Source organism: Streptomyces sp. NPDC102279, assembly GCF_044766365.1.
In the GTDB taxonomy this organism is placed as follows: domain Bacteria; phylum Actinomycetota; class Actinomycetes; order Streptomycetales; family Streptomycetaceae; genus Streptomyces.
In genome coordinates this window covers 38,280-61,738 of record NZ_JBIWLU010000023.1, presented here as the reverse complement: position 1 = coordinate 61,738, position 23,459 = coordinate 38,280, and the positions used below count along the sequence as shown (strand labels likewise).

At 70.1% G+C, this 23,459-nt stretch carries 26 protein-coding genes and 4 tRNA genes; 22 read left to right on the top strand and 8 right to left on the bottom strand.

The genetic code is table 11. From position 1 onward, the window contains the following. Positions 1-247 precede the first annotated feature (247 nt). From htpX to ACIRQH_RS39480, 3 genes are all read left to right on the top strand, one after another. Positions 248-1,111, top strand: coding sequence for a zinc metalloprotease HtpX (gene htpX, locus ACIRQH_RS39490; RefSeq protein ID WP_358822459.1), 864 nt, complete (start codon positions 248-250; stop codon positions 1,109-1,111). Beyond that, on the top strand, positions 1,108-1,500 hold the full coding sequence (locus ACIRQH_RS39485; protein WP_358822460.1) for a YccF domain-containing protein: 393 nt from the start codon (positions 1,108-1,110) through the stop codon (positions 1,498-1,500). The genes htpX and ACIRQH_RS39485 overlap by 4 nt, the downstream gene beginning before the upstream one ends. Before the next feature lie 349 nt (positions 1,501-1,849). After that, the gene (locus ACIRQH_RS39480) at positions 1,850-2,416 is read left to right on the top strand and encodes an SMI1/KNR4 family protein (RefSeq protein WP_388878779.1); all 567 of its coding nucleotides are present in this window, start codon (positions 1,850-1,852) and stop codon (positions 2,414-2,416) included. Between the two features lie 139 nt (positions 2,417-2,555). Here the strand turns inward: ACIRQH_RS39480 and ACIRQH_RS39475 are convergent, their stop codons facing one another. Then, positions 2,556-3,800 (bottom strand): APC family permease, encoded by a 1,245-nt coding sequence (locus tag ACIRQH_RS39475; protein WP_358821089.1) that lies wholly within the window; start codon positions 3,798-3,800, stop codon positions 2,556-2,558. A 185-nt stretch (positions 3,801-3,985) separates the two neighbouring features. Here ACIRQH_RS39475 and ACIRQH_RS39470 point away from each other — a divergent pair, with 185 nt between their 5' ends. Then, on the top strand, positions 3,986-4,252 hold the full coding sequence (locus ACIRQH_RS39470) for a GlsB/YeaQ/YmgE family stress response membrane protein (RefSeq protein WP_358821088.1): 267 nt from the start codon (positions 3,986-3,988) through the stop codon (positions 4,250-4,252). 137 nt (positions 4,253-4,389) lie between these two features. Here ACIRQH_RS39470 and ACIRQH_RS39465 read toward each other — a convergent pair whose 3' ends face one another. Further along, positions 4,390-4,878: a YajQ family cyclic di-GMP-binding protein gene (locus ACIRQH_RS39465; protein WP_358821087.1), complete on the bottom strand. Its 489-nt coding sequence runs from the start codon at positions 4,876-4,878 to the stop codon at positions 4,390-4,392. 200 nt (positions 4,879-5,078) lie between these two features. Here ACIRQH_RS39465 and ACIRQH_RS39460 point away from each other — a divergent pair. Together ACIRQH_RS39460 and ACIRQH_RS39455 are read left to right on the top strand one after the other, a co-directional pair. After that, positions 5,079-5,160 (top strand) — tRNA-Tyr (locus ACIRQH_RS39460). Between the two features lie 190 nt (positions 5,161-5,350). Next, entirely contained in the window at positions 5,351-5,869 is a 519-nt protein-coding gene (locus ACIRQH_RS39455; protein WP_404230259.1) for a hypothetical protein, read from the top strand. 96 nt (positions 5,870-5,965) lie between these two features. Here the strand turns inward: ACIRQH_RS39455 and ACIRQH_RS39450 are convergent, their stop codons facing one another. Beyond that, complete coding sequence (locus tag ACIRQH_RS39450) at positions 5,966-6,178, bottom strand: hypothetical protein (protein ID WP_388935236.1); 213 nt, start codon at positions 6,176-6,178, stop codon at positions 5,966-5,968. A gap of 88 nt (positions 6,179-6,266) precedes the next feature. Beyond that, the gene (locus ACIRQH_RS39445) at positions 6,267-6,923 is read right to left on the bottom strand and encodes an SDR family oxidoreductase (RefSeq protein WP_358821084.1); all 657 of its coding nucleotides are present in this window, start codon (positions 6,921-6,923) and stop codon (positions 6,267-6,269) included. Between the two features lie 267 nt (positions 6,924-7,190). Between ACIRQH_RS39445 and ACIRQH_RS39440 the strand changes: the two genes are divergently transcribed. Further along, positions 7,191-8,213: a hypothetical protein gene (locus ACIRQH_RS39440; RefSeq protein ID WP_404230255.1), complete on the top strand. Its 1,023-nt coding sequence runs from the start codon at positions 7,191-7,193 to the stop codon at positions 8,211-8,213. Positions 8,214-8,311: 98 nt separating this feature from the next. On the opposite strand, the gene ACIRQH_RS39435 is transcribed toward ACIRQH_RS39440, so the two are convergent. After that, positions 8,312-9,559: an amidohydrolase family protein gene (locus ACIRQH_RS39435; protein ID WP_388878765.1), complete on the bottom strand. Its 1,248-nt coding sequence runs from the start codon at positions 9,557-9,559 to the stop codon at positions 8,312-8,314. A 417-nt stretch (positions 9,560-9,976) separates the two neighbouring features. Between ACIRQH_RS39435 and ACIRQH_RS39430 the strand changes: the two genes are divergently transcribed. The 8 genes from ACIRQH_RS39430 to ACIRQH_RS39395 all read left to right on the top strand — a co-directional run bounded on the left by ACIRQH_RS39430 (position 9,977) and on the right by ACIRQH_RS39395 (position 15,209). Continuing rightward, positions 9,977-10,049: transfer RNA gene (locus ACIRQH_RS39430), tRNA-Thr, on the top strand. A 46-nt stretch (positions 10,050-10,095) separates the two neighbouring features. After that, positions 10,096-10,168, top strand: a tRNA-Met gene (locus ACIRQH_RS39425). Positions 10,169-10,255: 87 nt separating this feature from the next. Beyond that, complete coding sequence (rpmG, locus tag ACIRQH_RS39420) at positions 10,256-10,420, top strand: 50S ribosomal protein L33 (RefSeq protein ID WP_004571794.1); 165 nt, start codon at positions 10,256-10,258, stop codon at positions 10,418-10,420. Positions 10,421-10,587: 167 nt separating this feature from the next. Next, on the top strand, positions 10,588-11,040 hold the full coding sequence (locus tag ACIRQH_RS39415; protein WP_081218857.1) for a MaoC family dehydratase N-terminal domain-containing protein: 453 nt from the start codon (positions 10,588-10,590) through the stop codon (positions 11,038-11,040). Between the two features lies 1 nt (position 11,041). Further along, entirely contained in the window at positions 11,042-11,470 is a 429-nt protein-coding gene (locus tag ACIRQH_RS39410) for a MaoC family dehydratase (RefSeq protein ID WP_404230253.1), read from the top strand. A gap of 266 nt (positions 11,471-11,736) precedes the next feature. Next, complete coding sequence (locus ACIRQH_RS39405) at positions 11,737-12,306, top strand: helix-turn-helix domain-containing protein (RefSeq protein ID WP_358821080.1); 570 nt, start codon at positions 11,737-11,739, stop codon at positions 12,304-12,306. Positions 12,307-12,400: 94 nt separating this feature from the next. Next, positions 12,401-14,008 carry a DHA2 family efflux MFS transporter permease subunit gene (locus tag ACIRQH_RS39400; protein WP_388935238.1) on the top strand — a complete coding sequence of 536 codons (1,608 nt, stop codon included), beginning with the start codon at positions 12,401-12,403 and terminating at the stop codon, positions 14,006-14,008. A 145-nt stretch (positions 14,009-14,153) separates the two neighbouring features. Next, the gene (locus tag ACIRQH_RS39395; RefSeq protein WP_404230248.1) at positions 14,154-15,209 is read left to right on the top strand and encodes a UDP-N-acetylmuramate dehydrogenase; all 1,056 of its coding nucleotides are present in this window, start codon (positions 14,154-14,156) and stop codon (positions 15,207-15,209) included. A gap of 37 nt (positions 15,210-15,246) precedes the next feature. Here the strand turns inward: ACIRQH_RS39395 and ACIRQH_RS39390 are convergent, their stop codons facing one another. After that, a complete protein-coding gene (locus tag ACIRQH_RS39390) occupies positions 15,247-15,879 on the bottom strand; it encodes an NAD(P)-dependent oxidoreductase (protein WP_404230245.1) in 633 nt (210 codons plus the stop codon). Positions 15,880-16,014: 135 nt separating this feature from the next. Here ACIRQH_RS39390 and ACIRQH_RS39385 point away from each other — a divergent pair, with 135 nt between their 5' ends. Further along, positions 16,015-16,647 (top strand): TetR/AcrR family transcriptional regulator, encoded by a 633-nt coding sequence (locus ACIRQH_RS39385; protein WP_358821076.1) that lies wholly within the window; start codon positions 16,015-16,017, stop codon positions 16,645-16,647. Between the two features lie 9 nt (positions 16,648-16,656). Here ACIRQH_RS39385 and ACIRQH_RS39380 read toward each other — a convergent pair whose 3' ends face one another. Continuing rightward, the gene (locus ACIRQH_RS39380) at positions 16,657-17,676 is read right to left on the bottom strand and encodes an adenosine deaminase (protein WP_358821075.1); all 1,020 of its coding nucleotides are present in this window, start codon (positions 17,674-17,676) and stop codon (positions 16,657-16,659) included. A 170-nt stretch (positions 17,677-17,846) separates the two neighbouring features. Next, a complete protein-coding gene (locus ACIRQH_RS39375) occupies positions 17,847-19,073 on the bottom strand; it encodes a pyridoxal phosphate-dependent aminotransferase (protein ID WP_358821074.1) in 1,227 nt (408 codons plus the stop codon). 247 nt (positions 19,074-19,320) lie between these two features. On the opposite strand from ACIRQH_RS39375, the gene ACIRQH_RS39370 reads away from it, so the two are divergent. The 6 genes from ACIRQH_RS39370 (at position 19,321) to ACIRQH_RS39345 (ending at position 23,310) form a co-directional block, all read left to right on the top strand. Beyond that, positions 19,321-19,393 (top strand) — tRNA-Trp (locus ACIRQH_RS39370). Positions 19,394-19,501: 108 nt separating this feature from the next. Next, positions 19,502-19,780: a preprotein translocase subunit SecE gene (gene secE, locus ACIRQH_RS39365; RefSeq protein ID WP_358821073.1), complete on the top strand. Its 279-nt coding sequence runs from the start codon at positions 19,502-19,504 to the stop codon at positions 19,778-19,780. Positions 19,781-19,857: 77 nt separating this feature from the next. Then, positions 19,858-20,757 (top strand): transcription termination/antitermination protein NusG, encoded by a 900-nt coding sequence (gene nusG, locus ACIRQH_RS39360; RefSeq protein ID WP_358821072.1) that lies wholly within the window; start codon positions 19,858-19,860, stop codon positions 20,755-20,757. 193 nt (positions 20,758-20,950) lie between these two features. After that, on the top strand, positions 20,951-21,385 hold the full coding sequence (gene rplK / locus ACIRQH_RS39355; RefSeq protein WP_164373168.1) for a 50S ribosomal protein L11: 435 nt from the start codon (positions 20,951-20,953) through the stop codon (positions 21,383-21,385). Between the two features lie 93 nt (positions 21,386-21,478). Then, positions 21,479-22,204, top strand: a complete 726-nt coding sequence (rplA, locus tag ACIRQH_RS39350) for a 50S ribosomal protein L1 (protein ID WP_358821071.1) — start codon at positions 21,479-21,481, stop codon at positions 22,202-22,204. 191 nt (positions 22,205-22,395) lie between these two features. Further along, the gene (locus ACIRQH_RS39345; protein WP_388878744.1) at positions 22,396-23,310 is read left to right on the top strand and encodes a hypothetical protein; all 915 of its coding nucleotides are present in this window, start codon (positions 22,396-22,398) and stop codon (positions 23,308-23,310) included. Positions 23,311-23,459: the final 149 nt, after the last annotated feature.

Here is a 23,459-nt window from a genome sequence, read left to right as displayed (position 1 = left end):
GCTCCCCACCCGACCGGACCCGCTGCTCCCGGCCCGATCCGACCCCTTCCCCCGGCCCGTCCGCGCGCTCCACACGCGCGTGAACCCCGCTCCGATCACCCGGACGGCCCACCCGCCGGGCCGCGCGCACAAGGGAACTAGACCCTCCCGTCTGGCGTTGACCAGTACGGGAGGGTCCACTGAAGAGTGGAAGCAGAGCAGTAAGCAAGCAAAGGGTTCCCCTGCCGCACCACTTGGAGGGCGTACCGTGCACCGCCGGCACAACGGGCTCAGGACAGCCGTACTCCTCGGGGGACTGTCCGCACTCATCATCGCCATCGGCAGCTTCTTCGGGCGTACCGGCCTGATCGTCGCGCTGGTCATCGCACTCGGCACGAACGCGTACGCCTACTGGAACAGCGACAAGCTGGCCCTTCGCGCGATGCGGGCACGCCCGGTGAGTGAGTTCGAGGCCCCCGCCCTGTACCGCATGGTCCGCGACCTCTCCACACAGGCCCGCCAGCCCATGCCGCGGCTGTACATCTCGCCGACGGAAGCACCGAACGCGTTCGCGACGGGCCGCAACCCGCGCAACGCGGCCGTGTGCTGCACCGAGGGAATCCTGCGCATCCTGGACGAGCGCGAACTGCGCGGCGTCATCGGCCACGAGCTCAGTCACGTCTACAACCGCGACATCCTGATCTCGTCCGTGGCCGGCGCCCTTGCCTCCGTGATCATGTTCCTCGTCAATTTCGCCTGGCTGATCCCGATCGGCCGCTCCAACGACGACGACGGCCCCGGCATCCTCGGCATGCTCCTGATCATGATTCTGGGACCGCTCGCCGCCTCCCTCATCCAGCTCGCCATCAGCCGCTCGCGGGAGTACGAGGCGGATGCCTCCGGCGCCCAGCTCACCGGCGACCCGCTCGCCCTCGCGAGCGCGCTGCGCAAGCTCGACGCCGGCACCAAGCAGCTGCCTCTGCCCCCCGAGCCGCGCATCGAGACCGCGAGCCACATGATGATCGCGAACCCCTTCCGCCCGGGACAGGGAATGTCCAAGATGTTCTCTACGCATCCGCCGATGGCGGAGCGCATCGCCCGGCTCGAGCAGATGGCAGGTCGACAGCAATGAGAACGATTCTGAACGTCATCTGGCTGATCCTGAGCGGCTTCTGGCTGTTCCTCGGATACCTCGCCGCAGGCGTCATCCTCTGCATCACCATCATCGGCATCCCGTTCGGCATCGCCGCCTTCCGCATCGGCATCTACGCGTTGTGGCCGTTCGGCTATACGACGGTGGAGCGCCACGACGCGGGCGCTCCGTCCTGCGTGGGCAACGTCCTGTGGCTGGTCCTCGCGGGCTGGTGGCTGGCCCTGACCCACATCGTGACGGGCATCGCCATGTGCCTCACGATCATCGGCATCCCGTTCGGCATCGCCAACTTCAAGCTCATCCCGGTCTCGCTGTTCCCGCTGGGCCGCGAAATCGTCCCCACGGACGAGCCGTTCGCGGCGCGCTAGGGCCCGACCCCTTTCACCCGGCTACCTCCTCCTCAGTGCCGAGGAGGAGCCCTGGGGACCCTGCCGGGACCTCGCGCACATCCGCCTCGGTCCCGCGCCGGCACACCCGCCGATACGGCTGCTCGGGTGCTCGCCCGGCGGCGACCTCCGCGCCCAGCGGCCTTCACCTCTTCCGGCACACGTCGGACGTCGCCCGCACCCGCCTCGGCGTCACCCCGCACACCGACCGCCGCCCGCCGGCCTTCGAGGAACTGCTCGCGTTCCCGGTGGAAAAGGGGCCGATGTCCGTTTCGCATGAGGGTTGTCCACAGGCTGCCCGATTGTCAGCGGCGCGCTGCATGATGAACCCATGACCGAAATCGAGCAGTTGCTGGCACGGGTTGCCACGGAGGCCCGCAACACCCGTCCCTGGGGCTGGTCTTCGCTCCCCGCACCCGTGGACACGGCCGAGGTCGCCCGCGCCGAGGCCGTCCTGGGCTTCCCGCTGCCCGCGCTGCTCGTCTCGCTCTACCTGCGGATAGGGGACGGCGGGTTCGGTCCGGAATACGGCCTGTTGCCTCTCCTGGAAGGCCCGCCCTCGGGCGAGCCCGCGGTCGTCCCGCAGTATCTGGCCAGTCGGCAGAGCGGCCAGAAGGACCCCGAGTGGCCCTGGCCCGAGGGCGTGCTGCCCATATCCCACTGGGGCTGCGGCATGTACGCGTGCGTGGACTGCCAGGACCCCGACGGGGCCGTCCTGCTCTACGAACCGAACGCCGACGAGGCGGACCACGCCTGGTTCGTGGACGCGCCCGACCTCGCGACCTGGCTGCGCACCTGGCTCGACCGAACGGGTTGGTACGAGGAGTCCAGCGACGCCGCGGACCTCCAGCCCTGGACGGACTTCTCCCGCCGCACGGCGACAGCCGGAACGCCCTGACCCACAGCTCCCTTCACCGCACCTGGCTCGGCGGAGCAGGTAAGAAACCGCCGAAGGCCGGCGGCATCATCCGGCCCGAGTCCGAGTCCGAGTCCGAGTCCGAGTCCGAGCCGGGGCAGTCGGCCTGCGTCCGGGGCGGTCAGCGCGAGGCCGCCCACAGACGTACGCCGTAGACAGCTGCCCCGACCGCCAGCACACCCGCACCCACCACCACCGACACCACCGGCAGGGCGAAGGCCAGCGTCAGGCACCCCAGGAGACCCAGCACCGGCACGACCCGTGACACGGGAGCCGAACTCAGCGTCCAGGCGGACGCGTTGGCGACCGCGTAGTAGGCCAGGACCCCGAAGGAGGAGAAGCCGATCGCACCCCGTACGTCCACGGTCGCCGTGAGTACGGCGACGACCACGCCCACGGCCAGCTCCGCCCTGTGCGGGACCTGGAAGCGGGGATGCACGGCGGCCAGAGCACCCGGCAGATGACGGTCACGGGCCATGGCCAACGTGGTCCGCGAGACGCCCAGGATCAGCGCGAGGAGCGAGCCGAGCGCGCCCACCGCGGCGCCCACCCGCACGACCGGCACGAGCCCGGGCACCCCCGCCGCCCGTACGGCGTCCACGAGCGGTGCCGCGGAGAACCCCAGCCCACCCGGCCCGAGCACGGAAAGGACGGCGACCGAGACCGCCGCGTACACCACGAGAGTGATGCCGAGGGCCAGCGGGATCGCCCGCGGGATGGTGCGCCCCGGGTCCCGCACCTCCTCGCCGAGAGTCGCGATCCGCGCGTACCCGGCGAACGCGAAGAACAGCAGACCGGCCGCCTCGAGCACCCCTCCCACGCCGGACGACAGCCCGATGCCCAGTCGTCCCGCGTCGGAGGCGTCCGAGCCGAGACACCCGACCACGACGGAAGCGAGGACACCCAGGACCACCGCCACGATCACCCGGGTCAGCCAGGCCGACTTCTGCAGGCCTCCGTAGTTCACGGCGGTCAGTGCGATCACGGCCGCTACCCCCACCGCGTGCGCCTGCGCCGGCCAGACGTACGCACCCACCGTCAACGCCATGGCTGCACAGGAGGCCGTCTTGCCGACGACGAACGACCAGCCCGCCAGATACCCCCAGAAGGCTCCGAGCCGCTCACGCCCGTAGACGTACGTGCCTCCCGAAGCCGGGTACAGGGCGGCGAGGCGTGCCGAGGACATCGCGTTGCAGTAGGCGACGACGGCGGCGATCGCGAGACCGAGCAGCAGTCCGGGTCCGGCCGCTCGTGCCGCCGGACCGAGCGCGGCGAAGATCCCGGCGCCGATCATCGAGCCGAGTCCGATGACCACGGCGTCGCCCAGGCCGAGGGTTCGGCGCAATGTGGCGGTGGGCTGAGGCATGCGCCGCACCCTACTGATCGCTGCAACCGAAAGGAGCCTTGGCCACGTCTTGTTCATCGACACGGCACCGGGACGCAGACGTCACGAGCCGCGTGGACGGACGGGACGAGCACGTCACTGCCGGCCGGACCGAACTCACAGGTTCGGGACAGCGTGACTGCGGCACGGAGGGGCAGGTTCAGGGCATGGGCATCATCAGCTGGATCATTCTGGGGCTGCTGGCAGGCGCCGTCGCCAAGCTGCTGCTCCCGGGCCGCGACCCGGGAGGCTTCATCGGCACGACCCTCATCGGTGTCGCGGGCGCGTTCATCGGCGGCTGGATATCGGCCCGCTGGCTGGACCACCCCATCAGCAAGCACTTCTACGACGGTGCCACCTGGGCAGCCGCCATCGGCGGTTCGCTCGTGCTGCTGATCATCTACCGGGTCTTCTTCGGCAACTCGCGCGACTGAGCGCGCGGCGAGTACCGCCGGAGACCGTGACCGGCGGACGAGGAGGGTGGGCACCCCGGGGGTGTCCACCCTTCTCGTGTGCGCCATCGTGAGGCGCCCGCAGAACCCCGGGCGCTCCCAGGTTCGTCCCGGGCGTCCTACCGGTAGTTCACGTACTGAAGCGCGAAGTCGAAGTCCTTGCCCTTGAGGAGAGCCTGGACGGCCTGCAGGTCGTCACGGCTCTTCGAGCTGACGCGCAGCTCCTCACCCTGGACCTGGGCCTTCACGCCCTTGGGGCCCTCGTCACGAATGATCTTCGCGACCTTCTTCGCGTTGTCCTGGGAGATGCCCTCCTCGATGGACGCGAAGATCTTGTACTCCCTGCCGGAGAGCTGCGGCTCACCGGCGTCCAGCGACTTCAGCGAGATGCCGCGCTTGATCAGCTTGGTCTCGAACACGTCAAGGATCGCCTTCACGCGCTCCTCGCCGTTCGCCTCCATGAGGATCTTCTCGCCGGACCAGGAGATGGAGGCGCCGACGTTCTTGAAGTCGTAGCGCTGTGAGATCTCCTTGGCGGTCTGGTTGAGGGCGTTGTCGACCTCCTGCCGCTCGACCTTCGAGACGATGTCGAAACTGGAGTCGGCCATGTCCTGTGGCTCCTTGTATCGGGGTGCGTGGGGGCGGCCGTCGAGCCCGGCGTAGGCCCCGGCCGCATCCGCATAAGCCTAGCCACCCCCCTCCCTTCAAGGCTCGATCAATCGGGTGGCGAAGCACCCCCGGGCATCGGGTATCGTTTACGTCGTTGCCACGGAGCACCGCCCAAAAGCGGGGTTCAGGCAGCAAACCTGGCGGTGTGCCCGAGCGGCCAAAGGGAGCAGACTGTAAATCTGCCGGCTTAGCCTTCCGTGGTTCGAATCCACGCGCCGCCACATGAAGGTAAACCCCCTCCGATCTGCGGAAACGTAGATCGGAGGGGGTTTCTTCGTGTTGGGGCGAGGGTGGGGTCGAGGCGGGCGGTCCACGTTCGTTTCCGTTCCCCAGTCAGGGCCGATCGCTTGCTCCAGGCGCTGTGACGTGACTGTGACGAGCAGCGGAGCGGGCCGCTGTCATGCTTCGGTCATGCCCGATGAGACGCTCGCCGAGTCCGGTGTGGGAGTTGTTCGGCCGTCCGCCGTGTCGGAGGGGCCCGAGCCACGGCGGAAGCGCGGAGTCCCCGGTTACCGGGGTGCCTTGGCGGTGGCTGCCGTGCTCGGGCTCCTCGTCGGGTCGGGCGCCGTCGCGCTGGCGTGGAGGCTGTCCGGGGCCCGTGACGGGGGAGCGGGGACGTTCACCTTGGTAGGGCGGGTGCGTATCGCGGCCGACCCTGGTGCGACCGGGACATGCAGCGGCAGCGGCCCGTTGAGTGACGTCGACAAGGGCGCGCTCGTCACGGTCTACGACTCCGAGGGACTGGTCGTCGCGACCGGCACACTCGGCTCGGGTGCCTACGACGAGGCGGCGGCGTGCACGTTCCCGATCATCGTGCGGGACGTGCCGGACGACTCGAAGTCGTATGCGGTGCGCGTCGGTTGGCACCCTCGGAAGGACGTCACCAACGAGGTGGCGCGGACCGGCGAACTGGTTCAGTTGCTCGGCTGACACGGCCGGTCGTTCTCGCGCAGCCTGGGCCACCCGCGCCCGGTCCCTGAGCCCACAGCCGGTCGTTTCAGCGAGCCCTCACAGCCCTCACAGCCCTCAGAACAGAGGTAGTTGGCCCGGGAAGTCCGGGACCGCGTATCCGTCCAGGGCGGGCTGGGCCGCGCCGAGTTGGGCCTGGCGGCGTGAACCGGGACACGAGACCAGTTCGCCGCTCTGCCGCCCGCCGGGCGGATCGTGCCGAGCGAACCGGCCCGCGACGACGGCGATCTCCCGGCGGCACTCTGGGCAGTGTCTGCGACGCGATGACATGCCATCAGTGTGCCCCGTGGCCGCCGGGTCGTGTCGGACGGCATGGGCGGCACCGCTCTTCGTGTGCGGGCCGAAGACGCGCCCTGGGCTAGTTCCCGGCCACCGACTTCACCGCCACGGAGATCGGTGTCGAGCCGCTGACCGCCTCCAGCGTCAGACCGGCCGTCGCCGAGGTGTCCACCAGCTCCGCGAGGATCGCGGCGACGTCGTCGCGGGGGATCATGCCGCGACCGGTGGACGCCTCCAGCCGTACGAGGCCGGTACCGGCGTCGTCGATCAGGCTGCCGGGGCGCAGGATCGTCCAGTCCAGGCCCTTACGGCCACGGATGTACGCGTCGGCCTCGCCCTTGGCCCGCAGATACGCGTCGAAGATCTCGTCACCCGGGTGGTCCGCGTCCGCGCCCATCGAGGACACGACCACGTGACGCCGTACACCCGCCTGCTCCGCGGCGTCCGCGAACAGGATCGCCGCTCCCTTGTCCACCGTCTCCTTGCGGTCCACCCCGCTGCCAGGGCCCGCGCCCGCCGCGAAGACGGCCGCGTCCGCCCCGCGCAGGTGTGCCGCGACGTCGTCCACCGACGCCGACTCCAGGTCGCACAGGGCCGGCTCGGCGCCGGTCGCCCGCAGATCGTCACTCTGCTCGGCGTGGCGGATGAGCCCCACGACCTCGTCGCCGCGCGCGGAGAGCAGCCGCTCCAGCCGCAGCGCGATCTGACCATGACCTCCAGCGATGACAATGCGCATGTCTCCGACCGTACGCCGGGAAGGACACGTTCGCCGCACAACCCTGTGGACAACTCATGCGTCACATGGGTGATCACTGTGGACGCACCGGGCGCGCCAGGTGCACCGGATGTATCGGGTGCGCCGGTGGGCCCGTACGGGCTGATCGGCCTGTGCGGCGGATTCACCGTGGTCACGTCGAGAACGACGGAACACGCGAACGAAGGATGACGGGCGGGCCCGCCCGGCGTCATAGAGGAGACCACCATCACCGCCATACGCAAGACCGTGACCGCGGCCGGCTGCACCGTGGCCCTCCTCACCACGGCGGCCGCCTGCGGCACGGTCGAGAACCTCACCGCCGGTCAGAAAGTGGACCGCGCCGTCGACCGGCTCGGCGAACAGAAGTCCCTCTCCTTCCGGTTGGACCTGGACGCCGACGCCGACGCGATCAACGCGCTCGGCGGCGACGCCGACCCGGACGAGGCCCTTCCGCCGGAGGCCGCGAAGGCCCTGAGCGCGCTGCACGTGGATGTCTCGGTCAAGTCGAAGAAGCCGCTGGCGGATTCGGGCGAGAAGGACCTTCTCGGTACGAGCCTGAAGGTCTCGGGGGCGGACGGCGTCCTGGCCGAGTTCCGCGTCGTCGGCGACTTCACGTACTACCGCGCCGACATGAAGGCTCTGGGCAGGACGATGGGCTTCCCCATGCCGTCCGCCGACGATCTCCCTCCGAGCGAGAAGGAGATGAAGAAGGTCTTCGAGGGCGACTGGGTGAAGATCGACACCAAGGCTCTGGAGGATGCGCAGAAGCCCGCTGGCGGCTCCAAGGGGGCAGGCGGCGCCGGTGACATCGACGCCGGGACGCAGAAGAAGATCCTGGACGCGGTGGGTACGGTCATCGGCCGCAAGGTCACCTTCCGTACCGAGGACGGTGCCGACGGTGTCGAGCACGTCGTCGCCACGGGCAACTTCCGCGCCCTGGTCACCGGCGTCATCGCCAAGCTCCGGCCGCTCCAGGACGACCTGCCGGCGGGCATGGAGCTCCCCACCGCCAAGGACCTCAAGGGCGCCCCGGACAAGAAGGTCTCCGTCGACTTCACCCTGAAGAACGGCGACCTCCGGCAGATCAGGGTCGACCTCGCCGCCCTGGCCGACGCCCCCAAGGGCAGCAAGCTCCCCCTCGTCCTGAAGCTCGCCGAGGCCGGCGACGTCAACGCACCGAAGGGGGCCACGGAACTCCCCGCCGACAAGTTCCCCGGCGCCGGCCCCGGAGCGCTGGGCGGCGGCCTGCTCGGCGGCGGCGAACTCTAGAGGTCCCGCGCCCGCGCCCGCCCCTCCAGCGCACCGGCCTCCGGAGAGCCTCCGGGGGTCGGCACGCGGGGCGGGGTCCGATCGGGCCGGATCGCGTCCTACGAGAGCCCGCCGCGCCCCTGTCGCGGCAGGTCGAGTCCGGACGCCGCCGCCGAGTTGCAGTACTCGCGCACCGCGCTGGTCCGCGCCACCACGCGCCCCCGGTGCACCACGATCCGGCTGTACGCGAGGGACAACACCCCGTCGAGCCGGTCCCCGCGCACGGCCAGCAACTCGGCCGGGAATCCCGCCTCCACGCGTACCTCGGGCAGCCCGAGAGCGGCCCGTGCGGCGCAACTCACCGCCCCGTAGGCGTCCTCGGGGCGCAGGCCGTGGCGGGAGGCCAGCAAGTAGGCGGCCTCCAGGGGGTCTCCGCGGCCCACCGGGTTGGACACGTCCCGCAGGGCGCCGCTGCCGGCCGCCACACGCACCCCGGCCGACCGCAGCAGCCGTACGGGCGCGGTGGCGCGGAGGTCGGCCGAGCCGCAGCCGCCCTGCGGCAGGCACACCACCGTCATGCCGGCCGCGGCGAGTTGGTCCGCGGCGCGGGACGCCACCTCGGCCGGCAGTCTGCCGAGGCCGCCGCACGGTCCGAGCGTCACACCCGGCCGCAGGCCGCCCGCCATGGCCGCGAGCCGGGCGAGCCGTGCGGGGTCGGCGGCGTCCGTGTGCAGGTCGACCGGGCAGCCGTGTTCGGAGGCGAGCTCCAGGACCGCCTCCACGTACCCGGTCGGATCGGGGTCGGCGTCCGGGCATCCGCCCACCGCGGAAGCGCCCATCTTCAGGGCGTCCCGCAGCATGGCGAGCCCGTCGGCCCCGGCCGCCCCGGTCAGCACCCGCGGCATCGCCACCGTCGTCAGCTCCGCGAGCCCCCGCAGCGACCGCCGCACCTGGAGCAGCGCCGCCAGCGCGTCCAGCCCCTGTACGTCGCCGACGCGCACGTGGGAGCGCAACGCCGTGGCACCGTGGCCGAGTTGCAGCAGGGCGGCCTCGGTGGCCCGGCGCTGGATCTCCTGGTCGTCGTAGGCGAGAGGACCGTCACCGTCGGCCGTCAGGGCGGTGTCGCTGTGCGCATGGGCCTCCGCGGGCGCCGGCAGGAGGAGATAGCCGTCCAGGTCCACCTTCGCGGCGAGGGCCCCGGAGGCGCCCGCCAGGCTTCCGGCGGTCCCGACCGCCTCGATCCGCCCGCCGCCCAGCCGTACGTCCACGGCCCGGCCGTCGGTGAGGCGCGCTCCGCACAGCAGCAGCGCTGCCGTGTCGGTCTGTCCCGACGAGGAGTGGGGCGGCTGCTGCTGTCGGTCGGGCATCGCGCTCCTGGGCTCGGGGGCGGCTGCGGGAGGGACGGCTGCGGGGCGAGGGGACACAAGATCACGCAGCGTGAGTCGAGCCTAGGGCGGCGACCCGTCAACGTCGGGGAGGAGCGCAATAGTCGTACCGGTGTGGTCCGTCATCTGGTGGTTGACCAGGGCGGACGGCACCGGATCGGACCGGGGCGGGAGCCCGGTGACCCGGTGCGCGCGACGGGATCGGCGGGACTCCGGTAGTGCTCCGACGAACCCGTAAGCCCTCGTCAGGACCTCGTCACCGCGTGTGATGTGCGGGCCGCCCGGGGGACGTGAGAGGTACCGGGAACGGCCGGGCGAACAGCGGGGAACAGGCCGGGTCGGGTGCCGCGAAACGGATTTGGGCGATCGGCGGGCGACCGTGTAATGTCTTCATCGCTCGCCCCAATAGCTCAGTCGGTAGAGCGTCTCCATGGTAAGGAGAAGGTCTACGGTTCGATTCCGTATTGGGGCTCTGGTGTGAGAGGTTCCCGTCGCGAGACGGGAGCCGATCTCATCAAAGCGGTGTAGCTCAGTCGGTAGAGCAAGCGGCTCATAATCGCTGTGTCACCGGTTCAAGTCCGGTCACCGCTACTGACGGTAGCCGATTGCGGGGTCGGTCCTTCGATCGGCTACTCTCGTATGCATTAATGTCCCATCCGTTCGTCAAGGAGCACTCCTGTGGCTGCCACCGACGTCCGCCCGAAGATCACGCTGGCCTGCGTGGAGTGCAAGGAGCGGAACTACATCACCAAGAAGAACCGGCGTAACGACCCGGACCGACTGGAGATGAAGAAGCACTGCCCGCGTTGCAACGCGCATACCGCGCACCGCGAAACGCGATAATTCAGGCTCGTACACGAGGCCGTCCCCTTCGCGGGGGGCGGCCTCGCGTCGTTGTGCAACCGTGTCCGGCACGGATCCGGGGCACCGGAGTCGCGGCGGCCCGGCCTTTCCGGGTCCGCGGTGGACCCGGCGTCCAAGAGCGAAGACAACCAGGAGGTGCCGAGCCCATGGCGCTCGACCAGTCCTTCGTGGGGCGGTCCTACCCGCCCACCGACCCCTACGAGGTCGGCCGGGAGAAGATCCGCGAGTTCGCGGAGGCCGTCGGGGACGGTAACCCCGCGTACACGGACCCCGAGGCCGCGCGAGCGCTCGGACACCCCGATGTGATCGCCCCGCCGACCTTCGTGTTCGCCATCACGTTCAAGGCCGCCGGCCAGGTCGTCCAGGACCCGCAACTGGGTCTCGACTACAGCCGGGTGGTGCACGGTGACCAGAAGTTCGCGTACACCCGGCCGGTGCGCGCGGGCGACAGGCTCACGGTCACCTCGACCATCGAGTCGATCAAGTCCCTCGCGGGCAACGACATCCTGGACATCCGTGGCGAGGTCCACGACGAGGCGGGCGAGCACGTCGTGACAGCCGTCACGAAGCTAGTGGCGCGCGCGGCGGAGGTGGGCTGACATGGCGGCGAAGATCTCTTACGCGGACGTCGAGGTCGGCAGCGAGCTGCCCGGCCGGACCTTCTCCGTGACCCGTGCCACGCTCGTCCAGTACGCGGGTGCCTCCGGGGACTTCAACCCGATCCACTGGAACGAGAAGTTCGCCGTCGAGGTGGGTCTCCCCGACGTCATCGCGCACGGCATGTTCACCATGGCCGAGGCGGTCCGCGTCGTCACCGACTGGGTCGGCGACCCCGGCGCGGTCGTCGAGTACGGCGTGCGGTTCACCAAGCCCGTCGTCGTCCCGAACGACGACAAGGGCGCCACCATCGAGGTGAGCGCCAAGATCGGCGCCAAGCTCGACGACAACACCGTGCGCGTCGACCTCACGGCGACGAGCGACGGACTGAAGGTCCTCGGGATGTCGCGCGCGGTCGTACGGCTGGCCTGACCGGCGAACGCTTCGAGGCCCGCGGCCGACGGTCGCCCGGTCCCGGCGGCCGCTTCGAGGTTCGAGGTAAGGGGCGTCCCGCCACTGCGGGCGCCCCTTACCTCTCTCCCGGCAGCCCGGACTTCTCTCGGCCGCCCGGGCCGCTCACCGGTCCCGTGCCGCTCACCCAGCCGTCCGCGCCGCTCAACGGCCACCCTCAAAGCCCCTCTGCTGAGGGGCCGACCCATCCCTTGACGTAGTTAGTGATTGAGTACTAACTTAGCCGCATGGTCAGGATGAGCGCAGAAGAGAGGCGCGAGAGCGTCATCCGCGCGGCGATGAGCGAGTTCGCCCGGGGCGGCTACTACGGCACGTCCACCGAGGCGATCGCCAAGCGCGTGGGTGTATCGCAGCCGTATCTCTTCCGGCTCTTCCCGGGGAAGAAGGCGATCTTCCTGGCGGCCGCCGAGCGCTGCATGGAGCTCGCGCGGCGCACCATGGAGGAGGCCTCCGAAGGTCTGGAGGGCGAGGAAGCCCTGCACTCCATGGCGAACGCCTATGTGAAGGTCATCGCGGAGCACCCGGAGCGGCTGCTCATGCAGATGCAGATGTACGTCGCGGTGGCCGCGGCCGAGGAGGCCGGCGACCACGAACTCGGCGAAGCGGTGCGGGCCGGCTGGATGCGGCTCTGGGACACGGTGCACGTACCGCTCGGCGCGCAGGTGGACGACACGGCGACCTTCATGGCGTACGGCATGCTCATCAACTGCCTGGTGGCGATGGGGTTCCCGCCCGAGCACCGGGTGTGGGAAGGGTTGTATCCGTCGGCGCGGGTCACGGGCCGGCTGGAGAAGTAGGGCGGCGGAAAGGCGGAGTTCTGCGCCTTTCTCTGCCCGCAAAAGTTAGTCATCAATAACTAACCAATGATCCACATCATCCTCTGGGGGAGCGATGGCGCAGCGGACGGCACGGACAGAACCGAGCGGACCGGCGGAACAGAACGGGCCCGCGGAACAGAACGGACCGGTCGTCGACCCGGCCGCGGCGTCGACCGCGAAGTCGGCCGAGGCACCGGAAAAGCGGCGCGGCGGCGCCGGCTGGGCGCTCGTCATCACCAGCGTCGCCGGATTCATGGCAGCCCTCGACAACCTCGTCGTCACCACCGCCCTGCCGTCGATCCGCAAGGACCTCGGGGGAGCACTGGACGACCTCGAATGGACCGTGAGCGCCTACACGCTCACCTTCGCCGTCCTGCTGATGTTCGGCGCGGCCCTCGGTGACCGGTTCGGCCGCAGGAGGCTCTTCCTCGTCGGCCTGAGCATCTTCACCGGCGCCTCCGCCGCCGCGGCCATGGCCCCCGGCATCGACTCCCTGATCGCCGCCCGGGCCGTCCAGGGCGTCGGCGCCGCGATCATGATGCCGCTGACCCTGACCCTGCTGACCGCGGCGGTACCGGCCGCCCGGCGTGGGATGGCCTACGGGATCTGGGGCGCGGTGAACGGACTCGCGGTCGCCTCCGGACCCCTCATCGGCGGCAGCCTCACCGAACACGTCTCCTGGCACTGGATCTTCTGGCTGAACGTCCCGCTGGGGCTCGCCGTCCTCCCGCTCGCCCGGATGCGGCTGTCGGAGTCGTTCGGCAACGGCAACCCGCTCGACTTCCCCGGCACCCTGCTCGCCAGTGGTGGCCTCTTCGGGATCGTCTACGGTCTCGTTCGCGGGCCCGCCGAGGGATGGACCAGCCCGTTCGTGCTGACCGCCCTCTTCGCGGGGGCCGCGCTGCTCGCCGGGTTCGTCCTGCACGGCAGCCGTGCCAGGAACGCGATGCTTCCGATGCGGCTCTTCCGGTCCCGCGCCTTCGCCGGGATCAACGCGGCCAGCCTGCTCATGTTCCTCGGGATGTTCGGCTCGATCTTCCTGCTCAGCCAGTACATGCAGGGCGTGCTCGGCTACTCGCCGACCGAGGCGGGCCTGCGGATGCTCCCCTGGACCGGGATGCCGATGCTCGTCGCGCCCATCGCCGGCTACCTCTCCGACCGCGTCGGCGGACGGCCCGTCGTGGCGACCGGGCTCTTCCTCCAGGCCGCCGGGCTCGCCTACTACGCCTCCGTGGTCGCCGCCGACGCCTCGTACTCCGCGCAGCTGCCCGCGCTGATCATCAGCGGCATCGGGATGTCCCTCTACTTCGCCCCCGCGTCCAACCTGGTCATGTCCAGTGTCCGGCCGCAGGAGCAGGGCATCGCCTCCGGAGCCAACAACGCGCTGCGCGAGGTGGGCGGCGCGCTCGGCATCGCGGTCATGTCCTCGATCTTCTCGGCGCAGGGCGGCTACGCGACGGCGCAGAGCTTCATCGACGGACTGCGGCCGGCGTTGGTGGTCGGCGCCGTGGTGGTGGGTCTCGCGGGCCTCGCCGCCCTGGCCATCCCCAGCGCCGGGCGCCCTGAGCGCGTCGAGGCAGGCGGAACGCCGGCGCTCGCCCCCGAAGCGGGCCGGGCCGAGACCGCTCGGACCGGTGCCGCCCGGGTGGAGACCGGCTCGCTGGAGACCGCCTCCCGCTGACGCCCGCAACATGCGCGCCGCACGGCGAAACGGCCCCGCCCCACCGGCGGGGCCGTTCGCCGTGTTGTGCGCGGCGGCTCCGGCGGGGCGATCCGGCGCGCACCGGTGGCCGGGGGCTCCCGCCCCTTCTCGTAGTCTTGGGCCCGTGCTGGAACTCCACGATGCCCCGCTCGCCCCGCTGACCACCTTCCGGCTCGGCGGCCCGGCCGCCCGGCTGATCACCGCCACGACGGACGCCGAGGTGGTCGCCGCCGTGCGCGAGGCCGACGCCGCCGGTACGCCGCTGCTGCTGATCGGCGGTGGATCGAACCTGGTCATCGGCGACGAGGGCTTCGCGGGCACCGCCCTGCGCATCGCCACGGAGGGCTTCTCGCTCGACGGTACGACGCTGGAACTGGCCGCGGGCGAGGTGTGGACCGACGCGGTCGCCCGCACCGTCGAGGCCGGGCTCGCCGGGATCGAGTGCCTCGCCGGCATCCCCGGCTCCGCGGGCGCGACCCCGATCCAGAACGTGGGCGCGTACGGCCAGGAAGTGTCGTCGACGATCAGTGAAGTGATCGCCTATGACCGGAAGACGGGCGAGACGGTCACGCTGGCCAACGCCGAGTGCGCCTTCTCCTATCGCCACAGCCGCTTCAAGGCCGACCCCGACCGCCATGTCGTGCTGCGCGTCCGCTTCGAGCTGGAGGACGCGAACGGCCTCTCGGCGCCGGTCAAGTACGCCGAGACCGCCCGCACGCTCGGTGTCGAGCCGGGGGACCGCGTCCCCCTCGCCGACGCCCGCGAGACCGTCCTCAAGCTGCGCGCCGGCAAGGGCATGGTGCTCGACCCCGAGGACCACGACACCTGGTCCGCCGGGTCGTTCTTCACCAACCCGATCCTCACCGACGAGGCGTTCGCCGCGTTCCACGCGCGCGTGAAGGAGCGCCTCGGCGCCGACGCCGCGCCGCCCGCGTTTCCCGCCGGCGAGGGCCACACCAAGACCTCGGCGGCCTGGCTGATCGACAAGTCGGGCTTCACCAAGGGCTACGGAACGGGCCCCGCCCGCATCTCGACGAAGCACACGCTGGCGCTCACCAACCGGGGCGAGGCCAGCACCGAGGACCTTCTCGCGCTGGCCCGCGAAGTCGTCGCCGGAGTCCACGACGCCTTCGGCATCACCCTGGTCAACGAGCCGGTCACGGTCGGCGTCAGCCTCTGACACCGGAGGTCTCCCACAGGCGGCCCCACGGGGGCAGCTAGTAGGCGACGCCCACGCCCTGCTTCACCGTCGCCGGGTCGTCGGTCATCGCCAGCATCGCGTGGGCCACGTCGGCGCGTCCGATGAAGCGGCCCCGGGGCGGGAATCCGCCGACAGCCGTGCGATAGGAGCCGGTCACCGGCTTGTCCTGGAGGCGGGGCGGGCGGACGGCCGTCCAGTCCGTGGCGCTCGCGGCCAGTGCGGCCTCCATCTCTCGCAGGTCGGCGTACACGTCCCTCAGGAGCGACGAGATCATCCCCCGCATCGCGCGGTCGACGAGCCCGTCCTCCGGGGCGGCCGGGCCGACCGGGCTCGCGCTGACCACCAGCAGGCGCCTCGTGTGCTCCGCCTCCATCGCGCCCAGCACCGTACGGGTGAGCCGGGAGGCGACCCCGGCGTCCTTGCGGCGGCGCGCTCCGAGCCCGGACAGCACCGCGTCCCGGCCCGCGACCGCGGGGCGCAGCGCCTGCGGATCTGTGAGGTCGGTGCGGAACACCTCCAGACCGGCGCCGGTGACGGTGAGCCGCGCGGGATCCCGTATGACGGCTGTGACCTGGTGGCCCGCGCCGAGGGCCTGGCGGACGATCTCCTGGCCGATGCCTCCTGTGGCACCGAGAACGGTGAGTTTCATGACCTGCTCCCCAGAGGGTGGACGTGAAGGAAAAGAGGTGGGTGAGTGTTCACTCACCCTTGCTCCTTCTAGAGTGAGTAAGTACTCACCCACCCGTCAACCCCGCGAGGTCACGCCGTGGAATCCTTGGGCCCCATGCAGCAGACATCCGCCGCCGAGCCCGCGCGGTCGAAGCCGGCCAGGATCCGCATCCTCGACGCGGCGCACGAACTCATGCTCACCCTCGGCCTCTCCCGTGCCACCACCAAGGAGATCGCGAAGGCGGCCGGCTGCTCCGAAGCGGCCCTCTACAAGTACTTCGCCAGCAAGGAAGAGCTGTTCATCCGGGTCCTACAGGAGCGGCTGCCCCGGCTCGGCCCTCTCCTGGAACGGCTGACGGCCGAGCCGGGGGAGCACTCCCTGGAGGAGAACCTCACCGCGATCGCCCGCCAGGCGGCCCTCTTCTACGAGCAGAGCTTCCCGATCGCCGCCTCCTTGTACGCGGAGACCCAGCTCAAGCGGCGTCACGACGAGGCGATGCGGGCCATGGGCGCCGGACCCCACATGCCGATCCGGGGGGTCGCCGCGTATCTGCGCGCGGAGCAGCAGGCCGGGCGGGTCCAGCCCGGCGCCGACACCTACGCCGCCGCCTCGCTCCTCCTCGGCGCCTGCGCACAGCGCGCGTTCGCCTACGACGCGACCCAGGAAGGCGTGGCCCCGCCGCTCGACACCTTCGCCCCGGCGCTCGCCCGCACCCTGCTCACCGGGATCGCGCCGGTCGGCCCCTGACGCACCGCCCTAGGAGGTCAGCCAGTCGTCGACGCCGGCCAGCAGCTTCGCGCGTACGTCCTCCGGCGCCGCCGAGGCGCGGATCGACTGCCGTGCGAGCTCGGCCAGTTCCGCGTCCGTGAAGGCGTGGTGGCGCCGCGCGATCTCGTACTGTGCGGCGAGCCGTGATCCGAAGAGCAGCGGGTCGTCGGCGCCGAGGGCCATCGGGACCCCGGCTTCGAACAGAGTCCTCAGGGGTACGTCGGCCGCCTTCTCGTAGACGCCCAGGGCGACGTTCGAGGCGGGACAGACCTCACAGGTCACCCCGCGGTCGGCGAGGCGCTTCAGCAGTCGGGGGTCCTCGGCGGCCCGCACCCCGTGGCCGATCCGGGAGGCGTGCAGGTCGTCCAGGCAGTCGCGGACGGAGGCGGGCCCGGTCAGCTCGCCGCCGTGCGGCGCCGCCAGCAGCCCGCCCTCCCGTGCGATCGCGAAGGCACGGTCGAAGTCCCGCGCCATGCCGCGCCGTTCGTCGTTGGAGAGCCCGAAGCCGACGATCCCGCGGTCCGCGTACCGCACGGCGAGCCGGGCCAGTGTCCGGGCGTCCAGCGGGTGCTTCATCCGGTTCGCGGCCACCAGGACGCGCATCCCGAGCCCGGTGCCCCGCACGGCCGAGTCGACCGCGTCGAGGATGACCTCCAGGGCCGGGATCAGACCGCCGAGCCGGGGGGCGTACGACGTCGGGTCGACCTGGATCTCCAGCCACCCGGAGCCGTCCTTGATGTCCTCCTCGGCGGCCTCGCGGACCAGCCGCTGGATGTCCTCGGGCTCTCTCAGACAGGACCGGGCCGCGTCGTACAGGCGCTGGAAGCGGAACCAGCCGCGCTCGTCGGTCGCCCGCAGTTTCGGCGGTTCCCCGCTGGTCAGCGCGTCCGGCAGTCGTACGCCGTACTTGTCGGCCAGTTCCAGCAGGGTCGTGGACCGCATCGACCCGGTGAAGTGCAGGTGCAGATGGGCCTTCGGCAGTTCACTTACATCACGTACGCGCTCCATCCCAGGATCTTGCCGCACACGGATGGCGTGCCGGTAGCGCTTTCCCTGATCGGGGGCTTGCCCGAACGAAGAAACGGGGACCGGCCACTGTGTGAGTGGCCGGCCCCCGCACGCGCGCGTGGAGCACGAAATCACCGCACGCCCCGCGGGGCGTGCGAGGACGAAGGACGTCAGTCCGTCGCCTCGGCGAGCAGCTTCTGGATCCGGCTGACGCCCTCGACGAGGTCCTCGTCACCCAGGGCGTACGACAGTCGCAGGTAGCCCGGCGTACCGAAGGCCTCGCCCGGGACGACGGCGACCTCGGCCTCCTCCAGGATCAGCGCGGCCAGCTCCACCGTGTCCGCGGGGCGCTTGCCGCGGATCTCCTTGCCGAGCAGTGCCTTCACCGAGGGGTACGCGTAGAACGCGCCCTCGGGCTCGGGGCAGAGCACGCCGTCGATCTCGTTCAGCATGCGGACGATGGTCTTGCGGCGGCGGTCGAAGGCCTCGCGCATCTTCGCGACGGCCGTCAGGTCGCCCGAGACGGCGGCGAGCGCGGCGACCTGCGCCACGTTCGAGACGTTGGACGTGGCGTGCGACTGCAGGTTGGTCGCGGCCTTGATGACGTCCTTCGGGCCGATGACCCAGCCCACGCGCCAGCCGGTCATCGCGTACGTCTTGGCGACGCCGTTCACGACGATGCACTTGTCGCGCAGCTCCGGCACCACGACCGGCAGGGAGTGGAACTCCGCGTCGCCGTAGACCAGGTGCTCGTAGATCTCGTCGGTCAGGACCCACAGGCCCTTCTCGGCGGCCCAGCGGCCGATCTCCTCGATCTGCTCGCGGGTGTAGACCGCGCCCGTCGGGTTGGACGGCGAGACGAAGAGCAGCACCTTGGTGTTCTCGGTGCGGGCGGCCTCCAACTGGTCGACCGAGACGCGGTAGCCGGTGGTCTCGTCGGCGACGACGTCGACCGGGACACCGCCGGCGAGACGGATGGACTCCGGATAGGTCGTCCAGTACGGAGCGGGGACGATGACCTCGTCGCCCGGGTCGAGGATCGCGGCGAAGGCCTCGTAGATGGCCTGCTTGCCGCCGTTGGTGACGAGGACCTGGGCGGCCTCCACCTCGTAGCCCGAGTCGCGCAGGGTCTTCGCGGCGATGGCGGCCTTCAGCTCGGGGAGCCCGCCGGCCGGCGTGTAGCGGTGGTACTTGGGGTTCGAGCAGGCCTCGATGGCCGCCTGCACGATGTAGTCGGGGGTCGGGAAGTCGGGCTCACCGGCGCCGAAGCCGATCACCGGACGTCCGGCGGCCTTGAGGGCCTTGGCCTTGGCGTCCACGGCGAGAGTGGCGGACTCGGAGATCGAGCCGACTCGGGCGGAGACCCGGCGCTCGGTGGGAGGGATTGCAGCGCTCATGGCACCCATCGTTTCAGACCGGAAACGCCCCCGGCACGCGGGTTTCACAGACTGAACAGCGTCAGAACATCCGTCCGCTTCCGCTGGCTCCACCAGTGGATCTTCAGCGGAGGCGGCACGTGTGGACACTTTCTGTTCGACGCCCGGCTCAGGAGCACGTACACTCTCACCTCGTTGGCCTTCACCGGCCGCACTCACGCGGTGCCACCGAGCACCCGGGCGGATGCGGTACGTTGGGGGAAATCAAAGGGTCGTAGCTCAATTGGTAGAGCACTGGTCTCCAAAACCAGCGGTTGGGGGTTCAAGTCCCTCCGGCCCTGCTTCACACACCTTTCGCCAGGATGTGTGCGCATGTACGTACTGCATTGCACCGCCGTGCGGCTCAACCGGGCGCGGCACGGCCACGACCCGGAATCAGGTGAGGACGAGTGACGGACGCCGTGGGCTCCATCGACATGCCTGATGCCGAGGCGGCGGAGTCGAAGAAGCCCCGCAAGGGCGGTAAGCGTGCCAAGAAGGGCCCGCTGAAGCGCCTTGCCACCTTCTACCGCCAGATCGTCGCGGAGCTCCGCAAGGTCGTCTGGCCGACCCGCAATCAGCTGACGACGTACACCACCGTGGTGATCGTGTTCGTCGTCATCATGATCGGCCTGGTGACCGTGATTGACTATGGGCTCAACCACGCCGCCAAGTACGTCTTCGGCTGAGCCGAGAGCGAAGGGCGCCGTCACCGGCGCCCCTTTCGCGCGTTCCACCCCCATGTATCCAGGAAGAAGCAGCCACCGTGTCTGACCCGAACCTGAACGACGCCTCCGAGTCGGTCGAGTCCGTTGACGACGAACTCGAGGTCGTCGAGGGAGCGGACGTCGTGGACGAGTTCGAGGCTGCCGATGCCGCCGCCGGCGAGCCCGCCGAGGACGCGGCCCTGCACGTCGAGGACGAGTCCGGCGAGGACGTCGCGGACGAGGATGTGCCCGCCGAGGCCCTCGCCGCCGACGAGTCCGAGGAAGCCGACGACGAGTCCGAGGAAGCCGACGAGGCCGAGGCCGAAGAAGAGGCCGAGCCCGTCGACCCCGTGACCGCCCTGCGCGAGGAGCTGCGCAGGCTCCCCGGCGAGTGGTACGTCATCCACACGTACGCCGGTTACGAGAACCGCGTGAAGACCAACCTCGAGCAGCGTGCCGTCTCGCTGAACGTCGAGGACTTCATCTTCCAGGCCGAGGTGCCGCAGGAAGAGGTCGCGCAGATCAAGAACGGCGAGCGCAAGACCATCAAGCAGAACAAGCTCCCGGGCTACGTCCTGGTCCGCATGGACCTGACGAACGAATCCTGGGGCGTCGTTCGCAACACCCCCGGCGTCACCGGCTTCGTGGGCAACGCCTACGACCCGTACCCGCTGACCCTGGACGAGATCGTCAAGATGCTCGCTCCGGAGGCCGAGGAGAAGGCGGCCCGCGAGGCTGCCGAGGCCGAGGGCAAGCCCGCGCCGCAGCGCAAGGTCGAGGTCCAGGTGCTGGACTTCGAGGTCGGCGACTCGGTCACCGTCACCGACGGCCCGTTCGCCACGCTGCAGGCCACGATCAACGAGATCAACGCCGACTCGAAGAAGGTCAAGGGCCTCGTCGAGATCTTCGGCCGCGAGACTCCGGTCGAGCTCTCCTTCGACCAGATCCAGAAGAACTAGCACCTTCTGGACGTACGTCTTCCGAACAGGTCAGACGGGCTCTCGCAGCCGGTCTGACCTGCTCGGTTTTTAGCCGCACATGGATACCCGTTATCGTTGTGCGGTATGCCTCCATCCGGATCATTGGTCCGACCGGGGGCAGCCGTCCGGGGCGACTCGGACGTAGGAAGGCGAAAACGAAAGAGGACCCGGAATGCCTCCCAAGAAGAAGAAGGTCACGGGGCTCATCAAGCTCCAGATCAACGCCGGTGCGGCGAACCCGGCCCCGCCGGTCGGCCCCGCGCTCGGTCAGCACGGCGTCAACATCATGGAGTTCTGCAAGGCCTACAACGCCGCGACCGAGTCGCAGCGTGGCTGGGTGATTCCGGTGGAGATCACGGTCTACGAAGACCGCTCCTTCACCTTCATCACCAAGACTCCGCCGGCCGCCAAGATGATCCTCAAGGCCGCGGGTGTCGAGAAGGGCTCCGGCGAGCCGCACAAGACCAAGGTCGCCAAGATCAGCCAGGCGCAGGTCCGTGAGATCGCCACGACCAAGATGCCCGACCTCAACGCCAACGACCTGGACGCCGCGTCGAAGATCATCGCCGGCACCGCCCGTTCCATGGGCATCACGGTCGAGGGCTGACACCCACCTTCGTAGGAATCTGCGGCTCCGGCCGCACGTGGCAGGGCCTGCTCGGCCCACACCACGACTCCTCAGAACACATCAGGAGCAGTAGTGAGCAAGCGCAGCAAGTCTCTCCGCGCTGCGGACGCCAAGATCGACCGGGCGAAGCTGTACGCCCCGCTCGAGGCCGTCCGTCTCGCCAAGGAGACCTCCACCAGCAAGTACGACGGCACCGTCGAGGTCGCCTTCCGCCTGGGTGTCGACCCGCGCAAGGCCGACCAGATGGTCCGTGGCACCGTGAACCTGCCGCACGGCACCGGCAAGACCGCCCGGGTCCTGGTCTTCGCGACCGGTGACCGTGCTGCGGCCGCGGAGGCCGCCGGCGCCGACATCGTCGGCTCCGACGAACTGATCGACGAGGTCGCGAAGGGCCGTCTGGACTTCGACGCCGTCGTCGCCACCCCGGACCTCATGGGCAAGGTCGGCCGCCTCGGCCGCGTGCTCGGTCCCCGTGGTCTCATGCCGAACCCCAAGACCGGCACCGTGACCCCCGACGTCGCCAAGGCTGTCACCGAGATCAAGGGTGGCAAGATCGAGTTCCGCGTCGACAAGCACTCGAACCTGCACTTCATCATCGGCAAGGTGTCCTTCGACGACACCCAGCTGGTGGAGAACTACGGTGCGGCCCTCGACGAGATCCTTCGTCTGAAGCCGTCGGCCGCCAAGGGTCGCTACATCAAGAAGGCCGCGTTCAGCTCGACGATCGGCCCCGGCGTCCCCGTCGACCCCAACCGCACCCGCAACCTCCTCGTCGAGGAGGACCCGGCCTCCGTCTGAGCCCTCCGCTCACTCCGGTGACCGCGTCGCGCACGCGTATCTGAGACGGGCCCCGCAACCTTTCGAGGTGCGGGGCCCGTCCTCATGTCCGGAGCCCTTCCGCGGCGAGCGCCTCGGCGAGGACTCCGGACACGTGCGTCAGTGGCCCGCGTCAGCGTGCGGTCACAGGAATCACATAGGGGTGGGGACGAATGAAGAGCACCATCGTGCGCCGGGTGACCCTCTCGATCGCGCTGACCGCCGCGCTCGGGGGCGTGACCGCCTGCAACTCATCGGAGTCGTCCGGGAGTTCCGGCAAGGCCGACAAGGCGGTGCACAAGGGCACCACCCGCGTCAGCCCGATAGCGGCCCTGCGCTCCGCGGAGCGGTCCACTGACGGCGCGGACTCCGCGAAGGTCGAGTCCACGACATCCATGGGCACGCTGATGGACATGAAGGCCGACGGCGTCATGGGCTGGGCCGACGGCCTCACCGGCACGATGACCATCACGTACACGGGCGGCACGCTCGCCGACACCATGCGGCGGACCGGCAGCACCTCGATGCAGGCCCGGTACCTCTCCGACGCGTACTACGCGCGGATGAGCGACACGTTCGCCCGCCAGTCGGGCGGCAGGCACTGGATCCGGTACGCGTACGACGACCTCGCCCAGTTCGGCGGCAGCTCGGGCGCGTATCTGAAGGACCAGATGCAGAACACCACGCCGAACCAGTCGGTGAAGCTCCTGCTGGCCTCCGGGGACGTCCGGAAGGTCGGCCCGGAGACCGTGCGCGGCCGGCGGACCACGCACTACTCCGGCACGGTCGACGTGGCGGACCTCGCGACCAGGTCGTCCCACCTCAGCGCCGGACAGCTCGCCGACCTCAAGAAGCAGCTCACCACGGCCGGCGTCAGCACGGAGAAGGTCGACATCTGGGTCGACGGCGACGACCTGCTCGTCAAGAAGGTCGAGAAGGGCGAGCTGACGAGCGGCACCATGACCTCGACGGCGTACTACAGCGACTACGGGACGAAGGTCTCCGCCGAGAAGCCCCCGGCCTCCGACACCGCCGACTTCAAGGACCTCCTGAAGGCCCAGGGAGCCACCGGAGGGGCCGCGTCCTGACTCCTGGAGGCCGCGCCTCCGGAACGCCCCCACAGCGACCCGGAGGCCGCACTGCGGCGGCTGTGGGGGGCGCCGAAAACCCTGAGGATCTTGTCGTACCCCTCAGGTATGTTCATGCTGCATCTGAATCTGTGAATCGCTCATCTGTT